Source organism: Xenorhabdus miraniensis (assembly GCF_002632615.1).
On the sequence record NZ_NITZ01000005.1, the window covers coordinates 41,836 to 65,602 of the forward strand.

The window sequence follows — 23,767 nt, forward strand, 5'->3', positions numbered from 1 at the left end:
AAATACTATAGGCATTCTTCCTATTTCTTACTGTCAAATTCGATAATTTAAATTTTTTAAGAATTGAAAAGCAAAAAATGGGGTGTTTTCGGCGTTTTTTGGATGTAAAACAAAATTGTTATATTTATTTAGGGGAGATAACAAATGAGAGCTAAATTGACACAATCTATGAAAGACTATGAATATGCTTGCTCAAATGCAATGTCACCAGATTTTTACCGCAAAGATATTGATTATGTTAGATATTCTTATAACGCATTGTTTTCACAGTTTCCTCCAACACCAAGAGATGGAGCTGTTTATGAAGATTTGCAATGCAAAAGTTCAGTAACCGGCAAAGCAATTGATGTCCGGATTTATTCACCCAATGAACAGGTTGAATCAAAGCGAACTTTACCCTGTATTATATATGCTCACGGTGGTGGCTTTGTAAGCGGCGATTTGAGCGTTGTTGATACTATGGGGAGGGATTTAGTTCTTGATCTAAATATAAGCGTTGTTACTTTTAATTACCGACTTGCTCCAGAACATCCACATCCTGCCGCTCTTGAAGATTGCTGTGATGTTTATCTTTTTATACGTAAGATTGCAAAACAAAAAGATATTAATATTGACCAAATTTATTTTGCAGGTGAGAGTTGTGGTGGGAGTTGGTCAATAGCATTACCACTTTGGTTACGGGATAACAACTTACCACAGTTGGCCGGTTCTATTGCTATCAATCCTGTATTGGATGTTCATCGATGGGCTCAAAAGGCCGTTAGCGATGTATCTAAAGAATTTTGTGATGAAATGTATTTCTTTACAAAATCATACCTTGGTCAGAATGAAAATAAACTTGTTCCATACGCATCTCCGTTACTTGCTGACAACCTTTCAGGGTTACCTCCTGCTGTATTTTGGGCTGCTGCGATTGACCCATTGTCTGATGATGTGAAAAAAATGTCAGCTCGTATGAAGCAGAATGGAATTAAAGTTTATGTCAATATTGAAGATGAAGCTATACATGGTTGTTTACGAGCAAGATATCATTATCTATTTGCAAAAAAAGGATATGACAATTTATTGTCATTAATAATGAAGTTAATTGATTCTTAGATGGAAAATTAATATTTAATATACTCACAAGAATAAATTGGCTAATATATAAGGGGGATGTCATGCTTAACAATAGCGTGAGGTCATTTGACAGTTGGCATTTCTCTATGTTAAATGATAAAGCGAGAACATTAGCGTTAGAAAGTGCTATTAAGGAGCTTGACTTAAAAGGTAAAAGTATTTTTGAAATTGGTACAGGTGCTGGTTTAATATCAATGATGTTTGCAAAATATGGAGCCAAAAGGGTATTGACTTGTGAAACGAACAGGCAATTATCTAAACAAGCAGCTTTAATATTTAAACTAAATAACTTAGATAAACGTATTACTTTATTAAATAAATCCAGTTTCCAAGTGATAGAGGATGGTGATCTGGATTTTACTCCTGATATTATTTTTACTGAAACTATTGATTGTGGTGTTATAGGTGAGGGTTTTTATTCTATTGCAGAGGATATAAAAAAAATAGCACAGCCAAAAACTATAATTATGCCTTGTAAAATAGAGCAATATGGTTACCTTGTAGACAGTAAAGAAATATATAATCTAAATAATGTTGCTATTGTTAATGGCTTGGATTTATCTCCACTAAATCGCTATAGCACAAAAAGTTTCTTTCCTGTCAGAGCGTGTCTTTATGAAAGCCGACTTCTGACTTCTATTACTAATATAAAAAATTATGATTATTTAAAAGAGGTTTCAAAAACTGAAAATCCGATATTTTCAATAAAGGAAGAAGGTACTTGTTATGGAATGTTATCTTTCTTTATTGCCAGGTTTGGTTCATTCAATGTTTCAAATAAAGTAGGTTTGCAAAGCCATTGGCATCAGGCATTCCATCCGTTACATACGCCAAAAAAAGTGCTAAAAGATAAAAAATATCGTGGATCTCTGGAATGTAATGGCAAGTTCACACTTGAGGAGTTTTAAAATGAATAAGAAATCTATACGTGACTATCGGAAAATCGAAAATTTTGATGATATGAATATTGGCAGAGATGCGGTTCTTGCTTTTTCTGATTCAGAGCAATGTATTGATAATGAAAATATTTACGAAGAAAAGTTTTATGGCCGCAGGATCAGGCCACATGTTCTTAAGTATATTGATTTTTCAAATCCTTTAACCAGAGATATTGCTTTAACCTATGGTGCATTCGCTGCAAACAGAACACTTTTTACCATGAATGAAATGGATTTTTTAATGCTTCCTGAACAGGATGAGTTTGTATGGAATGACTATCAGAAATTCTATTCGGATGAGAGATTTATTACCTCTAATATAGGGATTCGATTTTTGGAAAAATATCTTTTCTCTTTTCTTGATGATGAAATAAGCATTACTGGAAATTGGAATAAAGAAAAAGTCAAAGAGTATTTTTTTTATTTCGCAAATGAATCACTGAAATGCACCTCTCTTCCATCAGAGAATGCGATTTTAACATCGTTAGATCCTGTTACAACTGCAAAAGATTGGCTGATTCAGCTATCTTTGGATTTCTTGATTGAATCAAGCCCTATGGCCAGATATGCTAGTGGAAGCTATGGAGAAATTGGCAGTTCTTTATTTAAGATTATTATTGATGAGCTTGGATATGGCGATTTTTCTAAAAAACATTCAAAGCTATATCAAGATACGCTTAATTCAGTTAATTTAAATCCTACACCTCACTATTACTGGCAATATTATCTTAATGGCAGCTTACTATTAGCAAACTATTATAATATGGTTACCAAAGATAAGCGGAAGTTTTTTCGTTATATCGGTGCGATTTACCAAGCAGAGACATCTTTTATTACAAGTTGTAAAATTTGGAGAAATGTACTCAAAGAAACATTGCCAAATATTAATGTAAAATACTTCAATGAGCATTGTCATATAGATATAGATCATTCAAGAATGGTATTTGAAGGATTGGTTTCACCTTCTATAGATAAATATGGGCAAATTGCAGCAACAGAAATAATCAGAGGCTTTGAGGAATCACGTTTAATCGGTGAGATCAGCGAACAAGACTTTATACACCAGATAAAATGGAAGGATAATTGTGAGAAAAATAAAAATATACATAATAAAATCATAACAAAAGTAAAAGAAGCCGCGAGTAAAAACATTATCCCTTGTGTTAAGCTCACGGAGCCATTCAATGAATTGTCAATAACTCACTCCCATGATCAAAATGAGCTATGTCATGTTAAATCAGGGACTATGGAGTTTTTGAACGGTTTTGGGAAATCCACAATTTTAAAATCTGGAGAAGGGATTGTTATAGAAAATAATCGATTGCATGGTGCATTAATTAATTCAGCGTCTTGCGATTATGAAATTTATACAATAGGAGATTTAGATAAATGGGAGTAAAACAAATCAACTATAGCGGGGCATTGCTTATTAATTTCCCTGCGGAAAATGAGAGGGTTGTAGTTTATGTTGAGAATAATAAAATTATTGCCCTTAATGATAAATGCCCCCATAGAGGAGGCCCTATACATCTTTGCAAAAAGCACGCGGACGGAACATTAGAGTGTCTCTGGCATGGGAATATAATAAAAAAACCTGCAATGTCAAAAAACATATCAGCAATTTATTATCGATCTACTGGAAAAGTTATTCTTGTATCTGTGACTAAAATGGATAGAGAATGGCCGGTGAAAACGATATCCTAGCCGTAAAATTAGTTTCGAAAAATAGATATGCTGAGATATTATTGCATGATCAAAAAAGAATTTTTTTGTTATATATTAACCAGTGTTACAATAAAAAATCATTGATGTATTAATTTTTATGGAAGATTTTTGGGCACTGGTTACTCGTTTTGAAAATTATGACAATATTTTTTATTAAATAAAGTTATAAAAAATTATCTTTATCATTTATTATCATTGCACATTAAATAGTATAGGAATAACATTATCTTCACCTCTCAATTATCCCACCTTTTATTTTAAGTAGCCATGAAAATTATAAGAGCTAATATGATTTTCTGAGAATTCTGGCAAGTGTAAAACACGTTTATTACTGTATAATTGATGATTATCCAATAGATATTTTCTCTGATATTTAAATATAGAAAACACTACTGACAAAAACTGTCACACCAGATTGCTACTCTGTGAACTCTACAACATGTTTTGAGTCAGCTATCTAACTATTGGAGTTTTTCATGTTAACCCTAACTTTTTCTATATCGATAAACGCAAAACCATCTCAGATTTGGGCTCATTATGTTGATTTTGATTTGCGGAAAAAATGGGAGACTGATCTCGAATATCTTAAATTCGAAGGTGAAGTGAAAACTGGGCAATATGGCAGAATGGTATTAGGTGGTATGCCTGAGATACGCTTCTATCTTGCAAAGGTAGAAGTGAATAAAGAGTTCACCGATCAGGTTAAACTGCCACAGGTGGGAATATTAACTTTCTGTCACCAAATTTTGACCGATGAAAATAGCATGGCAAAGCGCATTCAGGTAACTGTGACTTTTGAGCCTGAGATGAATATGCTAAATGCTCAGGCTGAGGGCTTCTTCAAACAAGTGACACAAAATCTGGTTGATACGATATCAAGGCTTAAGGCGATCGTTGAACAAAATGAAGTTGAAACAAATGAAATGGTAGATTCCATCCTTGTTAACCCTAATCTTCAACTGATTTATGTTTCTGATATCGGGCGTTCTACGGTTTTTTATAAAACTATTTTCAATGCTGAACCAATCTTTGCCAGCCCACGTTATGTCGCATTTTCTGCGGGTAAGGCAGCAGTCTTTGCGATTTGGAGCGGAGGTGCAAAGCCTGATAGCGCTATTCCGAGATTTTCTGAGATTGGTATTATGTTGTCCTCCAACGAGGACGTCAATCGACTCTTTGAAAGATGGCAAAAGAACTCAAACATTGAGATTAAACAAGAACCTTATAATGATGTGTTTGGACGCACTTTCCTCGTGAAAGATCCTGATGGTCATATTATTCGAGTGTGTCCTTTGGATTAAGAGCCTATCCCATTAGGCTCTAAGGTAAATGAAGGAGATATTATGTTAGGTTTTAATCATCAAAATGGCAGTTACTTAGAAATTGATGGCGCTCATATTTATTACGAGCGGCAAGGCAATCCAAATGGATATCCACTAATTTTTTTGCATGGTGGTTTAAGTGATATTGAGACATTTAACCGAATTGTGGACGATCTTGGAAACAGTTACCAACTTATTGGGATAGATAGCAGGGGGCAGGGTAAATCGACATTAGGGCAAGGAAATTTATCGTATAAACAGCTTCAACAAGATGTAGAAGCTGTTGTCAGATATTTAACGTTAGGAAAATGCAGCATTATTGGTCACAGTGACGGAGGTATTGTGGCGTTACGACTGGCTGCGGCGGGAAGTATCCCAATTGATAAAATAGTAATTATAGGCGCTCATTGGACATTAAAAGAAGAGGATCCGACGAGAGAGATATTTACCTTGGTGACGGCAGATAGTTGGCGAGCAATGTTACCTGATAGCTATGAAAGTTATCATAGGCTGAACCCAAAAGCCGATTTCAACAAATTGTTCAGCAGCATTGTCCCTATGTGGCTTGATAATAGTGAGAGCGGTTACCCTAATGAAACTATCAGCAGAATAACGTGTAAGTTGCTGGTGGTTCGGGGAGATCATGATAGCTTGGTTTCTCGCAGCAATTCGGCGGAATTAGCCGATAAAGTCACTCATTCTTGTTTTTTAAATATTCCTTTTACGAGACATTCGCCCCATGAAGAAAAACCAGAGTTGTTGATACCGTTTTTGAAAGAATTTTTATCAAATTAGATTCTGGCTGCTAAATGAATCACGCCTGAGATATACACGATTGCATTTTTTGCTAAAAACGTAATTGTATCTCAGGCCTGTAGTTTTTTAGACTATTATTCTGCCCGATTAAATTTTCTAACCATTGCCGATAGCATTCTTTTCCGGATAAACCCACTGGTTGGTCTTATTGCAAACCAATATAAAGTGAATCCAAGTATTAAACCTGATTTTTATAACCATTATTGGTGAATAAGTGTGAGTAATGGTCTATTTTATTTAAATCATTAATGATTTTATCAGCAATATGATAAAGGGAGGTGATATGTCGATTCTGACCATTTTGAAAGATACGCCACTCTGGGTTTGGATTTTATTTGCTTTTTTAATTAAACGAGGTATCAATGCGTTATATGACAGGAAAATGCGGATTGAACGTCTGTTCTTTTTACCAATATTGTTTTTTATATGGGGTGGTTATAATGTATTGAATGAAACAGTATTTACAAATATTGCATTATTAATGTTCATATTGGGGATATTAGCGGGGGGAGTTGCAGGATGGATGTTATGGAAAAACCAACCTAGATTAAGAAAAGGAAGTGACAGTGGATTCATTATTCGATCAGGAACGCCTTTGACTTTAATCCTCATTCTTGTGGTTTTTATAGTAAAATTCATTATTTCTGCCATGTCAGGTGTTAATCCTGTATTGTTACATTATTTCAATTTTAATCTGATGTTTGGTTTTGTGAGTGGTTTGTCCGATGGCGTTTTTTGGGGCGGGGCACTGAATTTATTTATCCATTATTACAGAAACAAGCCTAAAAATATGCTGTGAGATAATCTTATGTTCTCTTTTAATCAGATTGGATATATGCAGATTTTTATTGTTGAGAGGTATATAAATTGAGAGAGACATATAAATGTAAAAAGCCCGAACTGATGTTCGGGCTTTCACACATAAAATGGCGGTGAGGGAGGGATTCGAACCCTCGATACGTTTTCACGTATACACACTTTCCAGGCGTGCTCCTTCAGCCTCTCGGACACCTCACCAAATTTTGTTTTTGCAGTATTCTATAAAGAACACCTTTCGCTACATGCCCGATCATTTTTGATTGGGAAGGCACTAAAAAAGCCTGAGCGTTTTGTTCAGGCTCTTTCAAAGAATATGGCGGTGAGGGAGGGATTCGAACCCTCGATACGTTTTCACGTATACACACTTTCCAGGCGTGCTCCTTCAGCCTCTCGGACACCTCACCATATTTTGTTATTGCAGTTAACTCGTTTAAGTTCATCGCTGCAACGGGGCGCTACTATAGGGAAAAGCAGAGCAGGCGTCAACAGGGTTGTGATGATTTTTTTCCGGCTTTTTGATTGATTAGACAAATAAAAAACAATTTGCATGTCTGGCAACCAATTATGAAAGTGAATGCACTTTTTCTGCAACGAACCATGGCAAATATGTTAAGTAGATAACATTATTAATATTTTCATTCCCGTCTTCTCACCGGAAGCTTGCAACCTTACGGCAATAGGTTAACCCTATTAGAAAAACAAAAAGGAATGAGATTTTATGAACATCATTTTTTATCACCCTTCCTTTAATTTTAACGCTGATAAATGGATTCAGGGAATACAAACCAGATTACCTGAGGCTAAAGTCCGGCAGTGGGTTCATGGTGATGATGCTCCCGCTGATTATGCGCTAGTCTGGTTACCCCCCTATGAAATGTTAGCAAGTCGTCAGAATATAAAAGGTATATTTGCACTTGGCGCAGGCGTGGATGCTGTCCTTAAACAAGAATTGGAAAATCCGGGCACGCTGCCTGCGGGGGTTCCGCTAATACGCCTTGAAGATACAGGAATGGCACGGCAGATGCAGGAATATGCCGTTAATGCCGTTTTATACTATTTTCGCCGCATGGACGAATATAAACAATTTCAGGAGCAGCGCATCTGGAAGCCAGTGGCTCCCCATAACCGGAAAAAGTTTGTTATCGGTGTCTTAGGCGCAGGGGTTTTAGGGCGGAGTGTTATTGAAAAATTGCGGGAATTTGATTTCAACGTTCGTTGCTGGAGCCGTACTCCAAAACAAATCGACAATGTTGAAAGCTTTTACGGAGAAGAGCAACTAAGTGATTTTCTTTCTGAATGCAAGGTGTTGATTAATATCCTGCCAAATACGCCGGAAACTCATGGTATCCTCAATTTTTCATTATTTAGTCAGTTAAAATCTGGTGCATATGTGATTAATATAGCACGAGGTGATCAGCTCGTTGAACAGGATTTATTGACTGCTATTGATGAAGGCTATGTCGCTGGTGCAACGCTTGACGTATTTGTTAAGGAGCCATTATCAAATCTTCATCCTTTCTGGACTCATCCACGCATTAATATCACTCCGCATATTGCGGCGATTACCATTCCTGATGAGGCGATGGATGTTATTTGTGAAAATATTCGACGAATCGAAAATGGGGAGTTACCCACAGGTCTCGTCGATATAGCTCGTGGCTACTAGTGGCTGCTAAATAAGTTGCTTTACAGCAAGGCAGACGATTAGGGACAATAACCGTGTTTATTATTTAAATAAGTTATTGAAATTGGATGAAATCATGAACGAATTTTCTATTGTTTGCCGTATCTTGGGAACATTATTTAACCGTGCACCACAAGATCCTGTTCTGCAACCTTTGATTGCCATGATTGCAGAGGGGAAACTGAAACAGGCATGGCCTTTGGAACAGGACGAATTACTGGAGCGATTACAGCAACACAGTGAATTATCAGTGATTGAAGCGGATTATCAATCTCTGTTTATTGGAGAATCTGCTGGCGTGTCCGTTTGCCGTTCTGATTATACTGATGAAAAAGAAAGTGAAGTCCGTCAGTTTTTAGCAGAACGGGGTATGCCTTTGTCTGAAACTCCTGCTGATCAATTCGGTTCTTTATTGTTGGCTGCGTCATGGTTGGAAGATCAGGCGGCAGAAGACGAAGTTCAGGCTCAGATTACCTTGTTTGATGAGTATTTGTTACCTTGGTGTGGGCAATTTCTTGGTAAAGTTGAAGCCCATGCAACCAGTGGTTTTTATCGGACTTTAGCGATTGTCACTCGCGAAGCATTGCAGGCGTTGCGTGAAGAGCTTGAATCTGAGTGACAATGTCACTTTATCGATTTAGCGTCTGTCTTAAAAAGACAAGCTTAATTGATAAATCCATTGTTAACTAAGAGGTAAAATAAAGGCAATTAATTAATTGCCTTTATTATTTTATTGGTAATGAAAATTATTTATCAGTCAAACTGATAACCAATTTTCCAGGCTTAACTTCTAATCCTTTGGCTAATGTTACAGCAGCAGCTTCCGCTTTGCTTTTTTCTGGATTTAGCACATAAACCGGATGAGTATCAAAGAATTCGCTCAACGAAGTATTCAAGTAAGGCATCAAAGCCTTAATCGGAGTGGCGGCTTTTTCTGGCGTTGTCTGGTAGTCGGCAACTTCTAAATTTTTAATGAAAATAGCCCTTTTTTCTGCATTGAATACCGGCTTAGCTTTGATAGTCAGTTTCATGTCAGCTTGAGTCGCTCCCAACAAACTCACCAATTGAACTTTTGCTTGAGTTGATAGTTCAATTTTTTCTGGATCTTGACGACCCACCTGACTGGTTAAATCACCCAGTGTGATATTGGCTTGGGCTACCCCGGGAATACTGATTTGCTTTTGATAATGAACTTTTTTTAATAAATAGTCATTAAGTAAACCTTCGCTGATGCTGACTTCCTTGAATTGATCACAGCCGCTGATTAAACCCACCAGTACCAATACTGCGCCTAAGAAAAATCTTCTCATATTGTCTCCTTTTTATCTTCAACAGGCAGATTTTACACGATTAATAGTGTAATTAATGTCTGTTAATCATGACAGGTTTAATCTTTTTCTGATTGAATTGGCGATTCAGGGCATAAATAGTTATTAAGCCCGCTAATCCCAGCAAAAGCCACGGTAATTGCGGCATATTCAAGTTCTTGCCTGTATCATAAAGCCATCCACCGCCGGTATAACCGAATGCGCCGCCCAGCGCCAACCCCAGCCGACTGAATCCCATATAACTGCCACGAGCGCGGGGATCAGCCAGTGATGCACTTAATGTTTCACGGGCAGGTTCTGCTGTTACCATCCCCAGATAGAATACGCTTATTAAACCAAATATGAGATGCAATTGACTGACCCAACCGATCGGGAACATGCAGATACTCATTAAAAGCAGACCCGCCATCAATCGTTGTTCCTGACGGAAATATTTTTCACTCCAGCGCGCGATGGGATAGAGCAGTGTCAGGGAAATCACCGCTTCAATAGCATACATCCACTTAACGGCAGTCGCCGTACCGGAAATTTCATGGATAATGATCGGGAACATCAACATGACTTGTACTGACAAAATAAAATAACCGGTCAACGTCAGCACATAGTAAAAGAACCGACGATCTTTGATGACACGACCCATTCCTTCTTTGATGGGTGTCCGGGTTGTTGATATACGGTATGCAGGCAGGAGCCAGGCATTAAATAAGGCGGCGAGCACAAACACCGCTGCACCAATCCAACAGACGATATTGAAATTATATTGCAGCAACCAGCTTCCTATCAGTGCGCCAATGACGGCTCCTGCGCTGTCCTGCATCAATAAGAGTGAATAAAAGCGTCCTCGTTCATGGGGGCGGGTCAATTTAATAATCAGTGCCGCTCTTGGAGGATCAAATAATGTTCCACCCAATCCCGATAAAACACAGGAGAAAATCAATATCCAAGGCTCAGAAGCGATTGCCATCAGGGCAAAACCCAATGCACGCAATAACATGCCCGTGACAATCATTGGCTTGGCACCGAACCTGTCTGCAATAGCACCGCCAAAAATACCCAATCCTTGTTGTACAAGCTGGCGCAGACCCAGAGCCAAGCCCACGATAACGGCGGCCCAACCCAGTTGTTCGACGAAACGAATTGAAATCAGGGGAAAAACAACAAAAAATCCTAAAACGACTAATAAATTATCCAATAAAAGAAAATATTTACCCAAGCTGCGTGCTTGTGAAACTAATGACATTTTGCACCATTGAAATGTGAAAAAATAAATGTGATTTTTTATTATTTTGAACTTAATTTGAGCTTTAAGGTAGGGGGAATATAGATGATATTTTTTTATCGTAAGAGGGTGATTATAATTTCTATAAAAGCTAAATTATTGAAGAAATTTTCAAGATAAATATCAGGAGAAGGCATGTTTGGTTATCGTTCTGCATCGCCAAAAATTCGCTTTATTACAGATAGGATGGTCGTTCGTTTGGTGTATGAGCGGGATGCTTATCGATTGGCTGAATATTATGCAGAAAATAAAGATTTTCTTAAGCCATGGGAGCCAACAAGGGATGGTAGTTTTTATCAACCTTCGGGATGGACAAATAGATTGAGTTATATTGCGGAATTGCAACGGAAGGAGGCGACATTTAATTTCTTGTTATTAGACCCTGATGAAAATGAAGTCATGGGCGTGGCTAATTTCACCAATGTTATGCGTGGAGCATTTCATTCCTGTTTCCTTGGTTATTCCTTAGGCGAAAAATGGCAGGGACAGGGGTTAATGTATGAAGCATTGTTGCCGGCAATTCGTTATATGCAGCGCTATCAGAAAATGCACCGGATTATGGCTAATTATATGCCGCATAACCATCGCAGTGGAAATCTGCTCAAGAAGCTCGGTTTCGAACAAGAAGGTTATGCCAAGAATTACTTAATGATTGATGGTATTTGGCAAGATCATATACTGACAGCGCTGACCGATCATTTATGGGGTGTTGGGTTATAAGTCAGAAATATTCTGCAAGATAGGTGGTTTTGATTAGCTGTCTAATCAGTGAACTGGAATTGAAACTCACCTTGCTCAAGGGATACCTGCAATTGACGATAGTGTTCATCGTGGGCACTGGCAAAAAGCAGTTGCCGGCTGATTTGCGGTAGCAAAGTATTTGTCAGGATCGCATCAACCATGCGCCCACCTGATTCAATTTCTGTACATCTGCTGACGATATGCTCAACCATTGCATCATCAAATGTCGCTGTAATGCCATGATTTTCCAATAGGCGTTTTTTAATTCTTCCCAATTGTAGATGCACAATATTGGTCATCACTTCATCACTTAACGGATAGTAAGGAATGACCAGCAATCGCCCCAGCAGGGCCGCCGGAAAGACATTCAGTAACGGCTTACGTAATGCAGTGCTGAGTTCATCTGGCGCAGGGATAGTGTCTTGTTGAGTGCAGTATGTGCTGACTAAATCAGCACCGACATTGGATGTCAGGATAATGATCGTATTCTTGAAATCAATGTGGCGTCCTTCTCCATCTTCCATCCAGCCTTTATCAAAGACCTGGAAGAAAATTTCATGGACATCGGGATGTGCTTTTTCTATTTCATCCAACAATACCACACTGTAAGGACGGCGTCGGACAGCTTCAGTCAGCACACCGCCTTCACCATAACCTACATAGCCGGGCGGGGCCCCTTTCAAGGTCGATACCGTATGCGCTTCCTGAAACTCACTCATATTGATGGTAATGAGGTTTTGTTCTCCACCATACAGCGTCTCTGCAAGGGCGAGTGCCGTTTCAGTTTTACCCACGCCAGAAGGGCCGCATAACATGAACACGCCGACCGGTTTATTGGGATCATCCAGTTTGGCGCGTGAAGTGCGTACACGTTTAGCGATTAACTCTAACCCATGATACTGACCAATGACGCGCTGGCTGAGTGTGTCAGCCAACTGTAATACGGCATCAATTTCGTCTTTTACCATCCGGTTGAGAGGAATGCCCGTCCAGTCTGACACAACTGAAGAAACAACATTGTCATCTACGGCAGCAAAGATAAGGGGTTCTTCTCCTTGCAAAGTTTTCAATTGTTGTTGTAATTCTGACAGTTCAGCGTGTTTTGTCTCAAATTCATCATGCTGTTCTCCGTGTAATTCCATTCGCAGATGAATAATTTTATTGGTCAATAAAAGTTCTTGCTCCCAGCGTTCTTGCAACTGCGTTCTTTGTTCTTCCAAAGTCAATAGTTCATTAAGAATGGGTTCTGAACGTTGTTTATCACCGATGCCGACTTTAGATTCTCGTTCGGCAATTTCCAGTTCAATTTGCAATGCCTCTATGCGGTGACGACAATTTTCCAGTTGCGGCGGTTCTGCATGTTGGCTGACGGCAACTCTGGCACAAGCGGTATCGAGCAGGGCCACCGCCTTATCTGGTAACTGGCGGGCAGGGATATAGCGATGCGAAAGACGAACGGCAGCTTCAACGGCTTCATCCAGCAAGAGCACGTGATGATGTTGCTCCAGAGGATGGATCAGGCTGCGTAGCATGAGCAGTGCTTTGGTTTCATCAGGCTCATGAACCTGAACAACTTGAAAACGGCGGGTTAGGGCAGGATCTTTTTCGATATATTTTTTATATTCAGACCAGGTAGTGGCACCAAGAGTACGTAATTGACCACGTGCTAACGCAGGTTTCAACAGATTGGCAGCATCCCCGGTTCCTTGTTGTCCGCCAGCCCCAATTAAGGTATGGATTTCATCAATGAACAAAATGATCGGAGTTGGGCTGGATTGCACTTCATCAATCACTTTGCGTAAACGGGATTCGAATTCGCCTTTGATGCTGGCTCCTGCTTGTAGCATTCCGATGTCCAACAGCCAAAGCTGGACATTGCGCAAAGGTGGTGGAACTTCGCCTGCGACAATCCTTAATGCCAATCCTTCAATGACAGCGGTTTTGCCAACGCCGGCTTCACCCGTTAATAGGGGGTTGTTTTGGCGGCGGCGCATTAGAATATCAACGATTTGACGAATTTCTTCATCACGCCCGGATACGGGATCCATTTCACCGTTACGTGCACGGGCAGTCAATTCTTGCCCATATTGTTGTAATGCTGATTGTTGTAATGCTGATTGTTGTAATGCTGAGTTTGCCCCTGCCGGTAAAGTGCTTCCCTGTGCATCTGATGGTGATGTATTTACCTGATATTCATCGCTTTCTCTGCAAATTTCATTGAAATTGTCGAGCAGAATATCCGCATTAATACGATCAAACTGAGGAGAAATGGATTTCAACGCATTGCGTAAGTTAAAGGTTTTCAATATACCTGTCAGTAAATGTGCACTGCGAATCTCATTCACGCCAAATTTAAGTGAGCCGTATACCCAGGCGCGTTCTACAGCATTATCAATATGCTCAGAAAGATCAGAGATGGCACTGGCTCCACGTGGCAAGCGATCCAGTGCTGTAACAATATCTTTGGTCAATGCGGATTCATCCAGCGCAAAATAGCGGATAAATTGCTGTAGATCACTGTTTTGTTGCTGCATGAGTTGATGCAACCAATGTACTAATTCGACATAAGGATTGCCGCGTAGTTTGCAAAAGGTTGTGGCATTTTCCAAGGAAGTGAACAGAATACGGTTAAGTTTGCCAAAGAGGACCGAACGGCTGATTTCTGACATAGGATATAATCCGTAGCTTATTGTTAACAGAAGTTATGTGTGGGAATCGTGTGGAGATAGCGTGGAAATAGCATGGAAATAGAAAGTGCGCTAAGAAGCAATTAAGTACTCTGAGTTATAGAGCAGATCTCCGCGATGGGCTGGTTGTTCAATTTTGCCAAGCCAACTGTTCAGGCCCAGTTTTGTCGGTTCTGATAGATGAATGCCTTTTACATCAGATTGATGGAGTATCAAGCGAACATCCCATGCGTATTCAATCCCCAGATATTGATAAACCCAGTCACGCAATTGTTGTGATTTTGGCCCCCCCGGCAAGAACATGCCATATTCAGCCAGCCTTAACGGGCCCAGTTCAATGCGAAATTTATATTGGATATCGTATAGGGCCGTCCCTAAAAAGGCAGAGATCCCTAAGCGGGGCATATTGCGTCCGGCACTTAACTGAGCCTGATCGGGTACTCCGATTTCTAGCCATTGCGGGATATTTTGTATAATTTTCAGCGGAATATTGAAATAACCGAATAGTATTTTCGCCAGACCTTCCGCGTTATGCCCCAGTCGGGACAGGTGACCAGAGAGCGAATAACGGGCATGTTCACTAATTGAGGCTGTTTTTTTCTGAGCGGGCAATCCCATGCCTATCAGGCAGGAAAGATAGTGGCAAAAGCGTTGGTTATCCTGACGGTCTAGTGATACGGTGGGTTGGGCATTGGCCCAGGCGCGGTAAAATAACAGGATTAATCTGTGATGAAATAGATTGGTGAATGCGTTCAGGGTAGTGTCTTGATAATTATATTGCCGTGCATAAGTATATTCGGTCATGTGTAATGGCAATGGCCCATTAGGGCCAAATAAACCGAAACTGTAAATCAACATATCATAGCGTTTTGAATTCTCCCGTTGTTTGACTTCAGATAGGGTCGATGGCGCGAAAATCATGGACGCTTTTTGCCCTAACCGCAAGAGTTCGTATTTTGGCAATGGGGCGGACCCGAGCATGTAATATTCCCCGGATTGTGCATCTATGCGGCGCAGGGTTTGGAATAAATCGAATTGCCACGGCGCTTGGGTGAGCTGCTTCCAAAAGTCATCTGGTAAGCGACATATAGGATGAATGGAGATGGCGTTTTCTTGATTCATATTCATTTTGTCTTTTATATCAATTTCTTATTACCCATCTGGGCAGGCCAAAAACCGATATTGCCACGCTGCTGGCTATACAATGTCATTTCGGTAAAGGAATTCATGGTTACCAGATTAGAGAAGAGCTTTTCCAGTACGCTGCCTAACAGCCAAGGACTGGTGCCTGCAAATTCTTGTTCATTCACTTCCAACCGAATACTGACGCCACGGGCAAAAACTATCGGGCCGGGCTCAGGAACCCGTCGATAAATGGTTTTTAATGAACAATGGCGAATGCCATTAATCTGGCGAATGATGGCTGGCTCTGCAAGGTTGGCATACAGACTTAACAATTGCCGTAATGCCTGAGTGCCTTTTTCGTCATTTTTGTCCATGAAGTGCGAGTAATTAAGTTGAAGCTGACTGATTAAGTTCCAGGAGGCTGAACCTTGCGCCAAGGCCGGGCGTGGGGCTGTAGGCCTTTTGAGGAACATAATTTTATTGATGGGAATGGAATCCAGCATGGCAAAGTTGTCGAGATCTTGTTGGCGCAGCATCGCAGATAAGTCACGGTTGGTACACATGATATCGGCAGTCAGGAATTTTAGCTTATTGGGCCATGGAGAGTGTTGTTCATCAACAATGGAAACAAATGTTTCTGTGCCAACATAACTGGATCGCGTCCCGTATTGGCGGGCTTGTTCAGATAAAATACGGGGATCACGGCGCAAAGAAAAATAAGCGCCATAGTTATTTTTATCATCGCTGAAAGTAGACCAGAAGGGCCTGAATACTCGCGTTTCTTTATGGGTAGTATCAACGCCGCGCAGACGTTGTACCGAAAAAATTTCGTAATCCAGAGGGCGGGTATTATCAACAACCAAATGATATTCATTGGAATTTTCTTCCACTGTGACACGTTCAGTGATTTTGGGAAATAAATTAATGACAGGCGTACTATTTAAGGTCAGATAAGAGGCATCTATCAGGCGTTCCAGATCAGCATCGACTTTATTCAACAGCAGAATCAGTTCAAATTCACTCTTTTCTTCTGTTTGTTTCAGTAAAGATCCCATGCCGCTGATACTAAAGAATTGAAAACGTGCCGGAAAAGCAAAATATTCTTGAAGTTGCCGGTATCCGCTGAAATTACGGGGATCGTTAGGGAGCAATGATTGGTCATCATCAAACCCCTCATGATGTGGAAAAATATCGGGTAAAACCTGATATTGAGGGGTATCGCCAAGCGTCTTACATACCATGCCAACAGAATGTTCCATAATCAGTTCCAACAACTGTTGGGATTGAATATCTGGCCCTGAAAGAAAAAAAACCAGTTTGTTAAGGGCCAGTTCATTGAGGAAAAATTTTTCCTTGCATTTCAGATGAATGCGCAGGGCGCTGACGGCACCATATTGGTGAAGGTTTAGTGCCACCAGTGGAAGATTGGCAGGAATTTTGCCAAGTTCAACATGTTGCAGATGTAACGGTTGTAGGGTGACATCTTGGGTTGTGGCATAGTGAAAAGTAATGCCGTCCTTTTTCAGCGTTTGGCAGTGCATGATGGTTCCACGTGGCACTAAAAACCCATGGCTGATATCTCCCTTGCTGGTATCAGGCTGGAGTTCGACAATCGCCATTGAAGGCGTCGGAGACAGATAATTAGGATATAGCATCTCCAGTAAATGCTCGGAAAAGTGCGGAAATTCAGCATCCATTTTTAATTGGATGCGGGAAGTCAGAAAAGCAAAGCCTTCCATAAGACGTTCAACATAGGGATCGACAACGTCGATACCATGCATTCCCAGACGATTGGCGACTTTCGGATAACGTTCGGCAAATTCTTTGCCCATTTCACGCAAATACACCAATTCACGGTTATAGTACTCTAGCAGTTTACTGTCCATGGCCTCCCCTCTTAAGTTGTCTTTATCTTAACGTTATCCGGCTTCTCGTATGGTGAAGTAACCATTTTCCAGATCGATATCACTGCGGAATAGAAATTCGAGTGGCCAAGGAGCACACCACAAAAACCCTTTTATTTCTATGGATAAGGTGTTGTATAAAGTCAATGAGTGGGTATCGGAAATGCAATTTATCTCAAGCTCATCGGGGATGATACGGGGTTCGAATATGTGAATAGCCCTGATGATTCTGTGCTGAATATCTTCCCATTCTATTCCTGACATGTATTTACCAGCCAGAGGAGGCAGACCAAAGTTATAAACAGAACGAAGGATCTCTGGAAATGGGCTCAAATCTTGTTCTGATTCACTATTGATACTATTGAGTAACCATTGTAAATCTCTCAGGACACTTTGTCGCAAGGCACTGTGTGACAGAAGATAACTGTTGATAGCTTCTTGTTTTTTATCCGGTTCGTTATCTGTGAGTTTATCCAGCAAAAGAGGCTGCACTCTATCTTTGGCAGTAATACGCGCAGCTTTATTTCGGCTACGATAGCCACCATGCAGCAAAGTAATATTGTCGTTCATGGGTTACCTATTGATCGTCAGGGTAATGGGGGAGTGGCGAGAAAATTGTTAGCGATAAACGTTATTTTTGGGTTCTGTCTTGGAAATTTTTATACCGATTAACTTCTTCTTCATAAGCTTGCAGAAAGCCTTCGCCAAACAGAACAGAATCCTGTTCAAGCTCACTGGCGGTTGCTTGATAATATTTGATGAGGTAATCCCACATTGATGCTTTGTAGGTTGACGATAGAGACAAACGGGGTAAGCACCCTTCACTCTGTGCTTTTTGTTCAAGAATAACGGGGTGGAATAATTGCAATATGTCTGCCACATTGGCACGTATCCCCGCAATCATTCCCAACTGATGGGCCTGTAATTCGATCAGAATATCGCGGGTGGCCTGCTCAAGTGGCATAAACCCGGGCATATGACCACCAAATATCAGTGCCAAAATAGATTGACCAGAAGGTAAAAGCTTAAATGGATTATTTGCATCTGATTGCATTTGGGGTATGTCTGCATCTGCTTTGCGTTTAAGTAAATTACGTGAGGCGTTAAGTACCACGATGCCCTGAGATAATTGACTGACCAGTTGCCCTAATTGGTACATGTGATGTTCATCAAATTGCACTCTGTGGAAATCTTTCAATCCCATGCCATTCAGCAAGGCCGCCAGCAATTTTCCTTCCAATATGGGTTCGTTGTTTTGATGATGGAAAGCGTTTTGATGATGGGAAGCATTTTGATGGTGGGAAGTGTCCTGATGATGATGGAGAATTTCCTCTATGGGGTGTTTTATCTGTGCCTTAGTTGTTTCTTGTTTAGGTTTTTCTGGTTCGAAAAGTGGCGGTGAGGGAGTCTCAGGCGTAAATAGTTGTGTTTTTGGGCCTGGTCCGGGAGTCAATTGAGGCTCAGAAACATCAGAATCAGAAACATCAGAAATAGTTGTGCCATCCAAAGAATTTAGCGGGGCTGCATTATCCAACAACATGTTCAGGGGATCGTCATTATTTTTGGCATGTTGCAGGGGGCTGATTTGTTTGTCATCAAACAATGTCAGTGGGTCCACTTCCTTTTTATCTTCATCTTGATTGCCATCTGGTTCGTTGCGTTGCAATAACGTTGTAGGAGTATGATCATTCAGGATATTTTCTTGCTGGAAAGTCGTATCTGAATTGAACATAGCGATGGGATCTGTCGCCCGTAACTGTAGCGTTTCAAGAACGGTTGTTGTTTCCATCTGTGCTAAAGGATCAATCGGATTCCGCTCCTTATGCTGCTGTTCTCTTACCAGAGGATGATTATCGTTCAATCTCTGTGTCTTTGGTGCTGCCTGATGCAGACCTGAAGGAGATGAGGGATTGGATGTCGTAAGAATTTGTTCAAGATCGTCCCAAACTTCGTTGGGAATTCTTGATTCATTCGCATTCGGTTGTTGTTTATCACTGTTTGTCAGGTCAGCGGCCTGAGAGGGTGAACTCCTCTTTACATCAATGATCTGGATTTGATATTTGCCAATATTCAGCACATCACCATCACGGATTTCAACCTGCCGATCAGGAGCCAAGGGTATCATATTCAGTAAAATATCAGATGCAGCACCCTGATTGTTAATCCGACATTCTCCATCAGCCGAAATGGATACAATAGCTTGCAACCGGGCAATCGCCAGATCTTCATCGGGTAAACACCAGTTATTATCTGCGCTGCGGCCGATAGTGCCACCGGGAGGAAGAAAATCATGACTCTGTTGTGGAGGCTGGCTTGTACTCGTGTTTTTAACAATGGTGAATCGCATAATCACGGATACCTATTGTTGATGAAGTAACTCCCCTGAGAGAGTCCTCAGAGTACCCTGAGGGGAGTTAGTGATGTGGTTTATAGGTTGTGTATCAGCCGACTTGATTAGTGTAAGAATCCCAATCGTAACTAACTTCAGCACCTTTAGCACCCGAAGCAAATTCTTGAGAAAAGTAACTTTCTTTATGCTTTTGAAAGGCTACAACTATTGAAGAAGAGAAGCCGTTCGCTCCGTATGTCAGGATGGAATCTGCGATTAAGGCATTTGACAGTACTAACTTATACCAATCTTGTTGTTTTCCCCCCTGACGACGTACTTGAAGTGTAGTCTCTTTAATGTGTGTCCCTTTGACGATATATTGGCGCAGGGTAACGGCTGCTTTATCAAACAGAAGTTCCAGAGTTAAGCCAGAAACATCTACAATACCGGCACCCAGTCCAGTACCTTGATTTTCGTGGTTAACACGGTTAGCCAGTTGAAGAGAGAATGACTTAACGGCTGTCCAGTCCTTGAAATTTTTATCGCCTGCTTCGCCTGAAACACCTTTAAATTGAATGTAGGCATCAATGCCTGATGCAGTAGACATAATTTTTCACCTTAATTAATAAAGTTTAGTTGAATCCAATAAGTGAATATTGGGGTTATATAGGGATATGTGTGTATTGCTGTCTGAAGATTAGGGATGGGCTATTATTTAGAACATATTGGTTAGAAAGCATGATGTCTAATGTTGCGTTATGCTCCTTTTAATGAAGGAAGTTTTGAAACCAGACGTAGGGAAACGGTCAAACCTTCTAGTTGATAATGGGGACGCAGGAAAAATTTAGCCTGGTAATATCCCGGATTGCTCTCGATTTCTTCTACCTGAACCTCTGCGGCTGCCAGCGGTTTTCTGGCTTTGGTTCCTTGTGATGAGTTGACAGGATCACCATCCACATAATTTGTAATCCAATCATTCAGCCAGCGTTCCATATCAGCGCGTTCTTGGAAACTGCCTATTTTGTCGCGCACGATACATTTCAAGTAGTGGGCAAAACGACAGCAGGCGAATAAGTAGGGCAAACGTGCTGAAAGGTTAGCATTGGCAGTGGCATCAGGATCGTAGTATTCGGATGGTTTTTGCAGTGATTGAGCACCAATAAAAGCGGCCATGTCGGTGTTTTTGCGATGCAATAATGGAATAAAACCATTTTTTGCTAATTCGGCCTCACGGCGATCGCTAATGGCAATTTCGGTGGGGCACTTCATATCTACACCGCCATCATCAGAGGGAAACGTGTAGCAAGGGAGATTTTCCACAATACCGCCAGATTCTACACCGCGAATAGAGGTACACCAGCCATACAGTTTAAACGAGCGGTTAATATTAACGGCCATGGCATAAGCGGCATTTGACCAAGTGTAGTTGCTATGCGTCGGGCCCTCAGTGTTTTCCTCAAAATTGAAATTATCAACGGGATTTGTAAGAGCGCCGTAGGGTAAACGGGAAAGGAAACGTGGCAGTGCTAATCCGATATAACGCACGTCTTCCGATTCACGTAAACTGCGCCAGGGCGCATATTCAGTATTTTGGAAAATCTTTGTCAGATCTCTGGGATTGGCTAATTCCTGCCAGGATTCCATCTGCATCACACTTGGCGATGCGCCTGAAATGAACGGGCAGTGTGCTGCTGCGCTAACTTGTGCCATTTGGCGCAAAAGCTCAACATCCGGTGCAGTGTGGTCGAAATAGTAATCTCCCACCAGACAACCGAATGGTTCACCGCCAAACTGACCGTATTCCGCTTCATAGATTTTTTTGAAAATCGGGCTTTGATCCCAACTAACCCCTTTGAAACGTTTCAGTGTGTTGCTCAGCTCCTTTTTGGAGAGGCACATCACACGGATTTTCAACATTTCATCGGTTTCTGTGTTATTGATCAAATGATGCAAACCACGCCAGGCGCCTTCCAGTTTCTGGAATTCCTCATGGTGCAAGATATGATTCATCTGCTGTGATATTTTGGAATCGATTTCAGCAATCAATGACTGAATAGTACGATAAGTATCACCAGAGACAGTCACCGTATTTTCCAGTGCTTGCTGTGCCAGCGTTTTCACCGCATTTTCAACCGCATTGCGGGTATGATCACTTTGCGGACGAAATTCCTTATCCAGCAAGGTGCTTAATTCATCAGGGGTATATTCTTTCGATGCTTGCCCCTGTTGCACCAGAGTGTCTTGTTCAGTTACGCTCATCAATTACTCCTTAACATCTTCAGTGCCATCTCCCGAAGCGGTATCTTCAGGATTTGGCGTTTCCGCCAACGATTTCAGTAGCGCGGGATTTTGCAATATTTCGGAAATCAGTTTCTCTGCGCCGTTTTTACCGTCCATATAAGACAGCAGATTTGCTAATTGAATACGGGCTTCCAGCAATTTAGCCAAGGGCTCTACTTTTTTAGCTATGGCATCTGGCTGAAAATCCGTCATATTTTCAAACGATAATTCAATGTTCAATTTACCGTCACCCGTCAGGGTATTATCAACCTGAAAGGCGACACGGGGTTTTATTGAATTCATACGCTCATCAAAGTTGTCAACGTCAATTTCCAGAAATTTGCGATCATTGACGTCGGGTAAGGCTTCTAAAGGTTTTCCTGCCAAATCAGCCATAACGCCCATGACAAAGGGTAATTGAACCACTTTTTCCGAGCCGTAAAGTTCAACATCGTATTCAATCTGTACTCGGGGAGCACGATTTCGGGCTATAAACTTTTGTCCGCTGGACTTCATGACAAATTCTCCATTATTGGCTAGATAGATAAATGAGTAAGTCGAAACCCATTGGTATAAAATAAGCAGCAATTAATCCGCATCAGGGTTGTTTAGGCGCCCAAAAACGATTTCGAGCTGACTTACGCTTTCTGGTGAAAGATCGTGAATAATCTTCATAAAATCGCGGTCAATTAGCCGCTGAATGCGATCAATCATCATTGGAGCCGGGTGGCTTGGCTCGTACTTTAGAAAATAAGCTTTAGCTTTTTCCAATAAAATGCGTGCTTCATCGCGGTTACTGGCCTCAGTTTCATGCCAATAGAATGATGGCATTTTTTCCGGGCTGGTAAGGGTTGTTGATGGTGAAGTTATCTGTTCTGTCGATATTTTCTGTTTTACCGACGGAACCGATTCGGGTAATTCTGTATTGGCAGCATTCGCTGGAATATCTGTTTCTGCATTATGCGTGGGACAAAATTCAATAATTGTATCCAACTGTTTCAGGAATTGTGGCAGTTCGGGTATGTGATTATTGGATAGATGATGGCGAATAATATCCGTCAGGGCGGTAAGGTGCTCACGAATAGCTATTATTGCCATAATTTCAGGGTCATTGGACTGTTGCCTCAATTCATCTATTAACCTGGCACGCCCGCCTGTATAACCTTTGATTTCTGTTACCGAGCCATTAAGGAGTGAACAAACTTCCTGCAAAGATAATTCCTTCGAAACACTTTTCAGGATAATGGAACGCTGAGCTTTTATTGTACAAGGTGAACCATCTTCAATGGCTGCCAGTGTGTTTAATCGAAGTAAAAGATCATACTCCCCATCGAATTCCAGTCTTGGCCATACTTCTTCCCAATAACGCTCCAGAGTCTGATGGAGTAAACCCAACCCATCGGCATAACCAGACAACCCCCGGATGTTCAGCCATGACTGAGTAAGGGCAATGATGATGCGTAGATCTTTGGAGCGGAAAAGCAGTTGAATAGCGTGTTTTTCGACTTCTATCCAGTTGGGCGGTTCGGCGGGAATCAGTACATCCCCAAATTGCTGCTCTGGTTTTTCGATTAGGATTTGTTCTAATGCCAGAAATTCACCATCATATTCGAGGTATTCCCCACAGGGAGACTCCGCACTGATTGGGGCAAGTAAGGTATCAATGTTCAT

The 23,767-nt window shown here is 41.0% G+C and carries 21 protein-coding genes and 2 tRNA genes; 10 read left to right on the top strand and 13 right to left on the bottom strand.

Translation table 11 applies throughout. From position 1 onward, the window contains the following. Positions 1-144 precede the first annotated feature (144 nt). The 7 genes from Xmir_RS06585 (at position 145) to Xmir_RS06615 (ending at position 6,719) form a co-directional block, all read left to right on the top strand. On the top strand, positions 145-1,098 hold the full coding sequence (locus Xmir_RS06585; RefSeq protein ID WP_099113608.1) for an alpha/beta hydrolase: 954 nt from the start codon (positions 145-147) through the stop codon (positions 1,096-1,098). 62 nt (positions 1,099-1,160) lie between these two features. Beyond that, positions 1,161-2,027, top strand: coding sequence for a 50S ribosomal protein L11 methyltransferase (locus tag Xmir_RS06590; RefSeq protein WP_099113609.1), 867 nt, complete (start codon positions 1,161-1,163; stop codon positions 2,025-2,027). 1 nt (position 2,028) lies between these two features. Beyond that, the gene (locus Xmir_RS06595; protein ID WP_099113610.1) at positions 2,029-3,456 is read left to right on the top strand and encodes an iron-containing redox enzyme family protein; all 1,428 of its coding nucleotides are present in this window, start codon (positions 2,029-2,031) and stop codon (positions 3,454-3,456) included. Further along, positions 3,447-3,761, top strand: a complete 315-nt coding sequence (locus tag Xmir_RS06600) for a Rieske 2Fe-2S domain-containing protein (protein WP_099113611.1) — start codon at positions 3,447-3,449, stop codon at positions 3,759-3,761. Before Xmir_RS06595 ends, Xmir_RS06600 begins: the two co-directional genes overlap by 10 nt. Positions 3,762-4,258: 497 nt before the next feature. Then, on the top strand, positions 4,259-5,083 hold the full coding sequence (locus Xmir_RS28075; protein ID WP_244170875.1) for a VOC family protein: 825 nt from the start codon (positions 4,259-4,261) through the stop codon (positions 5,081-5,083). A gap of 42 nt (positions 5,084-5,125) precedes the next feature. Beyond that, positions 5,126-5,899 carry an alpha/beta fold hydrolase gene (locus Xmir_RS06610; RefSeq protein ID WP_099113612.1) on the top strand — a complete coding sequence of 258 codons (774 nt, stop codon included), beginning with the start codon at positions 5,126-5,128 and terminating at the stop codon, positions 5,897-5,899. Positions 5,900-6,203: 304 nt separating this feature from the next. Then, positions 6,204-6,719, top strand: a complete 516-nt coding sequence (locus Xmir_RS06615; RefSeq protein WP_099113613.1) for a DUF6622 family protein — start codon at positions 6,204-6,206, stop codon at positions 6,717-6,719. A gap of 128 nt (positions 6,720-6,847) precedes the next feature. Here Xmir_RS06615 and Xmir_RS06620 read toward each other — a convergent pair. Both Xmir_RS06620 and Xmir_RS06625 read right to left on the bottom strand, forming a co-directional pair. Continuing rightward, positions 6,848-6,937, bottom strand: a tRNA-Ser gene (locus tag Xmir_RS06620). 116 nt (positions 6,938-7,053) lie between these two features. After that, positions 7,054-7,143 (bottom strand) — tRNA-Ser (locus Xmir_RS06625). Positions 7,144-7,457: 314 nt separating this feature from the next. On the opposite strand from Xmir_RS06625, the gene ghrA reads away from it, so the two are divergent. Then, positions 7,458-8,405 (top strand): glyoxylate/hydroxypyruvate reductase GhrA, encoded by a 948-nt coding sequence (gene ghrA, locus Xmir_RS06630; protein ID WP_099113614.1) that lies wholly within the window; start codon positions 7,458-7,460, stop codon positions 8,403-8,405. A gap of 94 nt (positions 8,406-8,499) precedes the next feature. Beyond that, positions 8,500-9,042, top strand: coding sequence for a TorD/DmsD family molecular chaperone (locus Xmir_RS06635; protein WP_099113615.1), 543 nt, complete (start codon positions 8,500-8,502; stop codon positions 9,040-9,042). A gap of 127 nt (positions 9,043-9,169) precedes the next feature. Here the strand turns inward: Xmir_RS06635 and Xmir_RS06640 are convergent, their stop codons facing one another. Together Xmir_RS06640 and mdtH are read right to left on the bottom strand one after the other, a co-directional pair. Continuing rightward, positions 9,170-9,733 (bottom strand): lipoprotein, encoded by a 564-nt coding sequence (locus tag Xmir_RS06640; RefSeq protein WP_099113616.1) that lies wholly within the window; start codon positions 9,731-9,733, stop codon positions 9,170-9,172. A 52-nt stretch (positions 9,734-9,785) separates the two neighbouring features. Then, complete coding sequence (gene mdtH / locus Xmir_RS06645) at positions 9,786-10,991, bottom strand: multidrug efflux MFS transporter MdtH (RefSeq protein ID WP_099113617.1); 1,206 nt, start codon at positions 10,989-10,991, stop codon at positions 9,786-9,788. 174 nt (positions 10,992-11,165) lie between these two features. Here mdtH and rimJ point away from each other — a divergent pair, with 174 nt between their 5' ends. Then, positions 11,166-11,750, top strand: a complete 585-nt coding sequence (gene rimJ / locus Xmir_RS06650) for a ribosomal protein S5-alanine N-acetyltransferase (protein ID WP_099113618.1) — start codon at positions 11,166-11,168, stop codon at positions 11,748-11,750. 41 nt (positions 11,751-11,791) lie between these two features. Here rimJ and tssH read toward each other — a convergent pair whose 3' ends face one another. The 9 genes from tssH to tssA all read right to left on the bottom strand — a co-directional run bounded on the left by tssH (position 11,792) and on the right by tssA (position 23,767). Continuing rightward, positions 11,792-14,440: a type VI secretion system ATPase TssH gene (gene tssH, locus Xmir_RS06655; protein WP_099113619.1), complete on the bottom strand. Its 2,649-nt coding sequence runs from the start codon at positions 14,438-14,440 to the stop codon at positions 11,792-11,794. Between the two features lie 90 nt (positions 14,441-14,530). Further along, positions 14,531-15,580 (bottom strand): type VI secretion system baseplate subunit TssG, encoded by a 1,050-nt coding sequence (tssG, locus tag Xmir_RS06660; protein ID WP_099113749.1) that lies wholly within the window; start codon positions 15,578-15,580, stop codon positions 14,531-14,533. 14 nt (positions 15,581-15,594) lie between these two features. Further along, the gene (tssF, locus tag Xmir_RS06665; RefSeq protein ID WP_099113620.1) at positions 15,595-17,469 is read right to left on the bottom strand and encodes a type VI secretion system baseplate subunit TssF; all 1,875 of its coding nucleotides are present in this window, start codon (positions 17,467-17,469) and stop codon (positions 15,595-15,597) included. A gap of 33 nt (positions 17,470-17,502) precedes the next feature. Next, a complete protein-coding gene (gene tssE, locus Xmir_RS06670) occupies positions 17,503-18,057 on the bottom strand; it encodes a type VI secretion system baseplate subunit TssE (protein ID WP_099113621.1) in 555 nt (184 codons plus the stop codon). A 61-nt stretch (positions 18,058-18,118) separates the two neighbouring features. Next, the gene (locus Xmir_RS06675; RefSeq protein WP_244170876.1) at positions 18,119-19,834 is read right to left on the bottom strand and encodes a type VI secretion system-associated FHA domain protein; all 1,716 of its coding nucleotides are present in this window, start codon (positions 19,832-19,834) and stop codon (positions 18,119-18,121) included. A gap of 94 nt (positions 19,835-19,928) precedes the next feature. Next, on the bottom strand, positions 19,929-20,423 hold the full coding sequence (locus Xmir_RS06680) for an Hcp family type VI secretion system effector (protein ID WP_099113622.1): 495 nt from the start codon (positions 20,421-20,423) through the stop codon (positions 19,929-19,931). A gap of 149 nt (positions 20,424-20,572) precedes the next feature. After that, a complete protein-coding gene (gene tssC, locus Xmir_RS06685; protein WP_099113623.1) occupies positions 20,573-22,075 on the bottom strand; it encodes a type VI secretion system contractile sheath large subunit in 1,503 nt (500 codons plus the stop codon). 3 nt (positions 22,076-22,078) lie between these two features. Continuing rightward, complete coding sequence (gene tssB / locus Xmir_RS06690) at positions 22,079-22,612, bottom strand: type VI secretion system contractile sheath small subunit (RefSeq protein ID WP_099113624.1); 534 nt, start codon at positions 22,610-22,612, stop codon at positions 22,079-22,081. A 72-nt stretch (positions 22,613-22,684) separates the two neighbouring features. After that, entirely contained in the window at positions 22,685-23,767 is a 1,083-nt protein-coding gene (tssA, locus tag Xmir_RS06695; protein ID WP_099113625.1) for a type VI secretion system protein TssA, read from the bottom strand.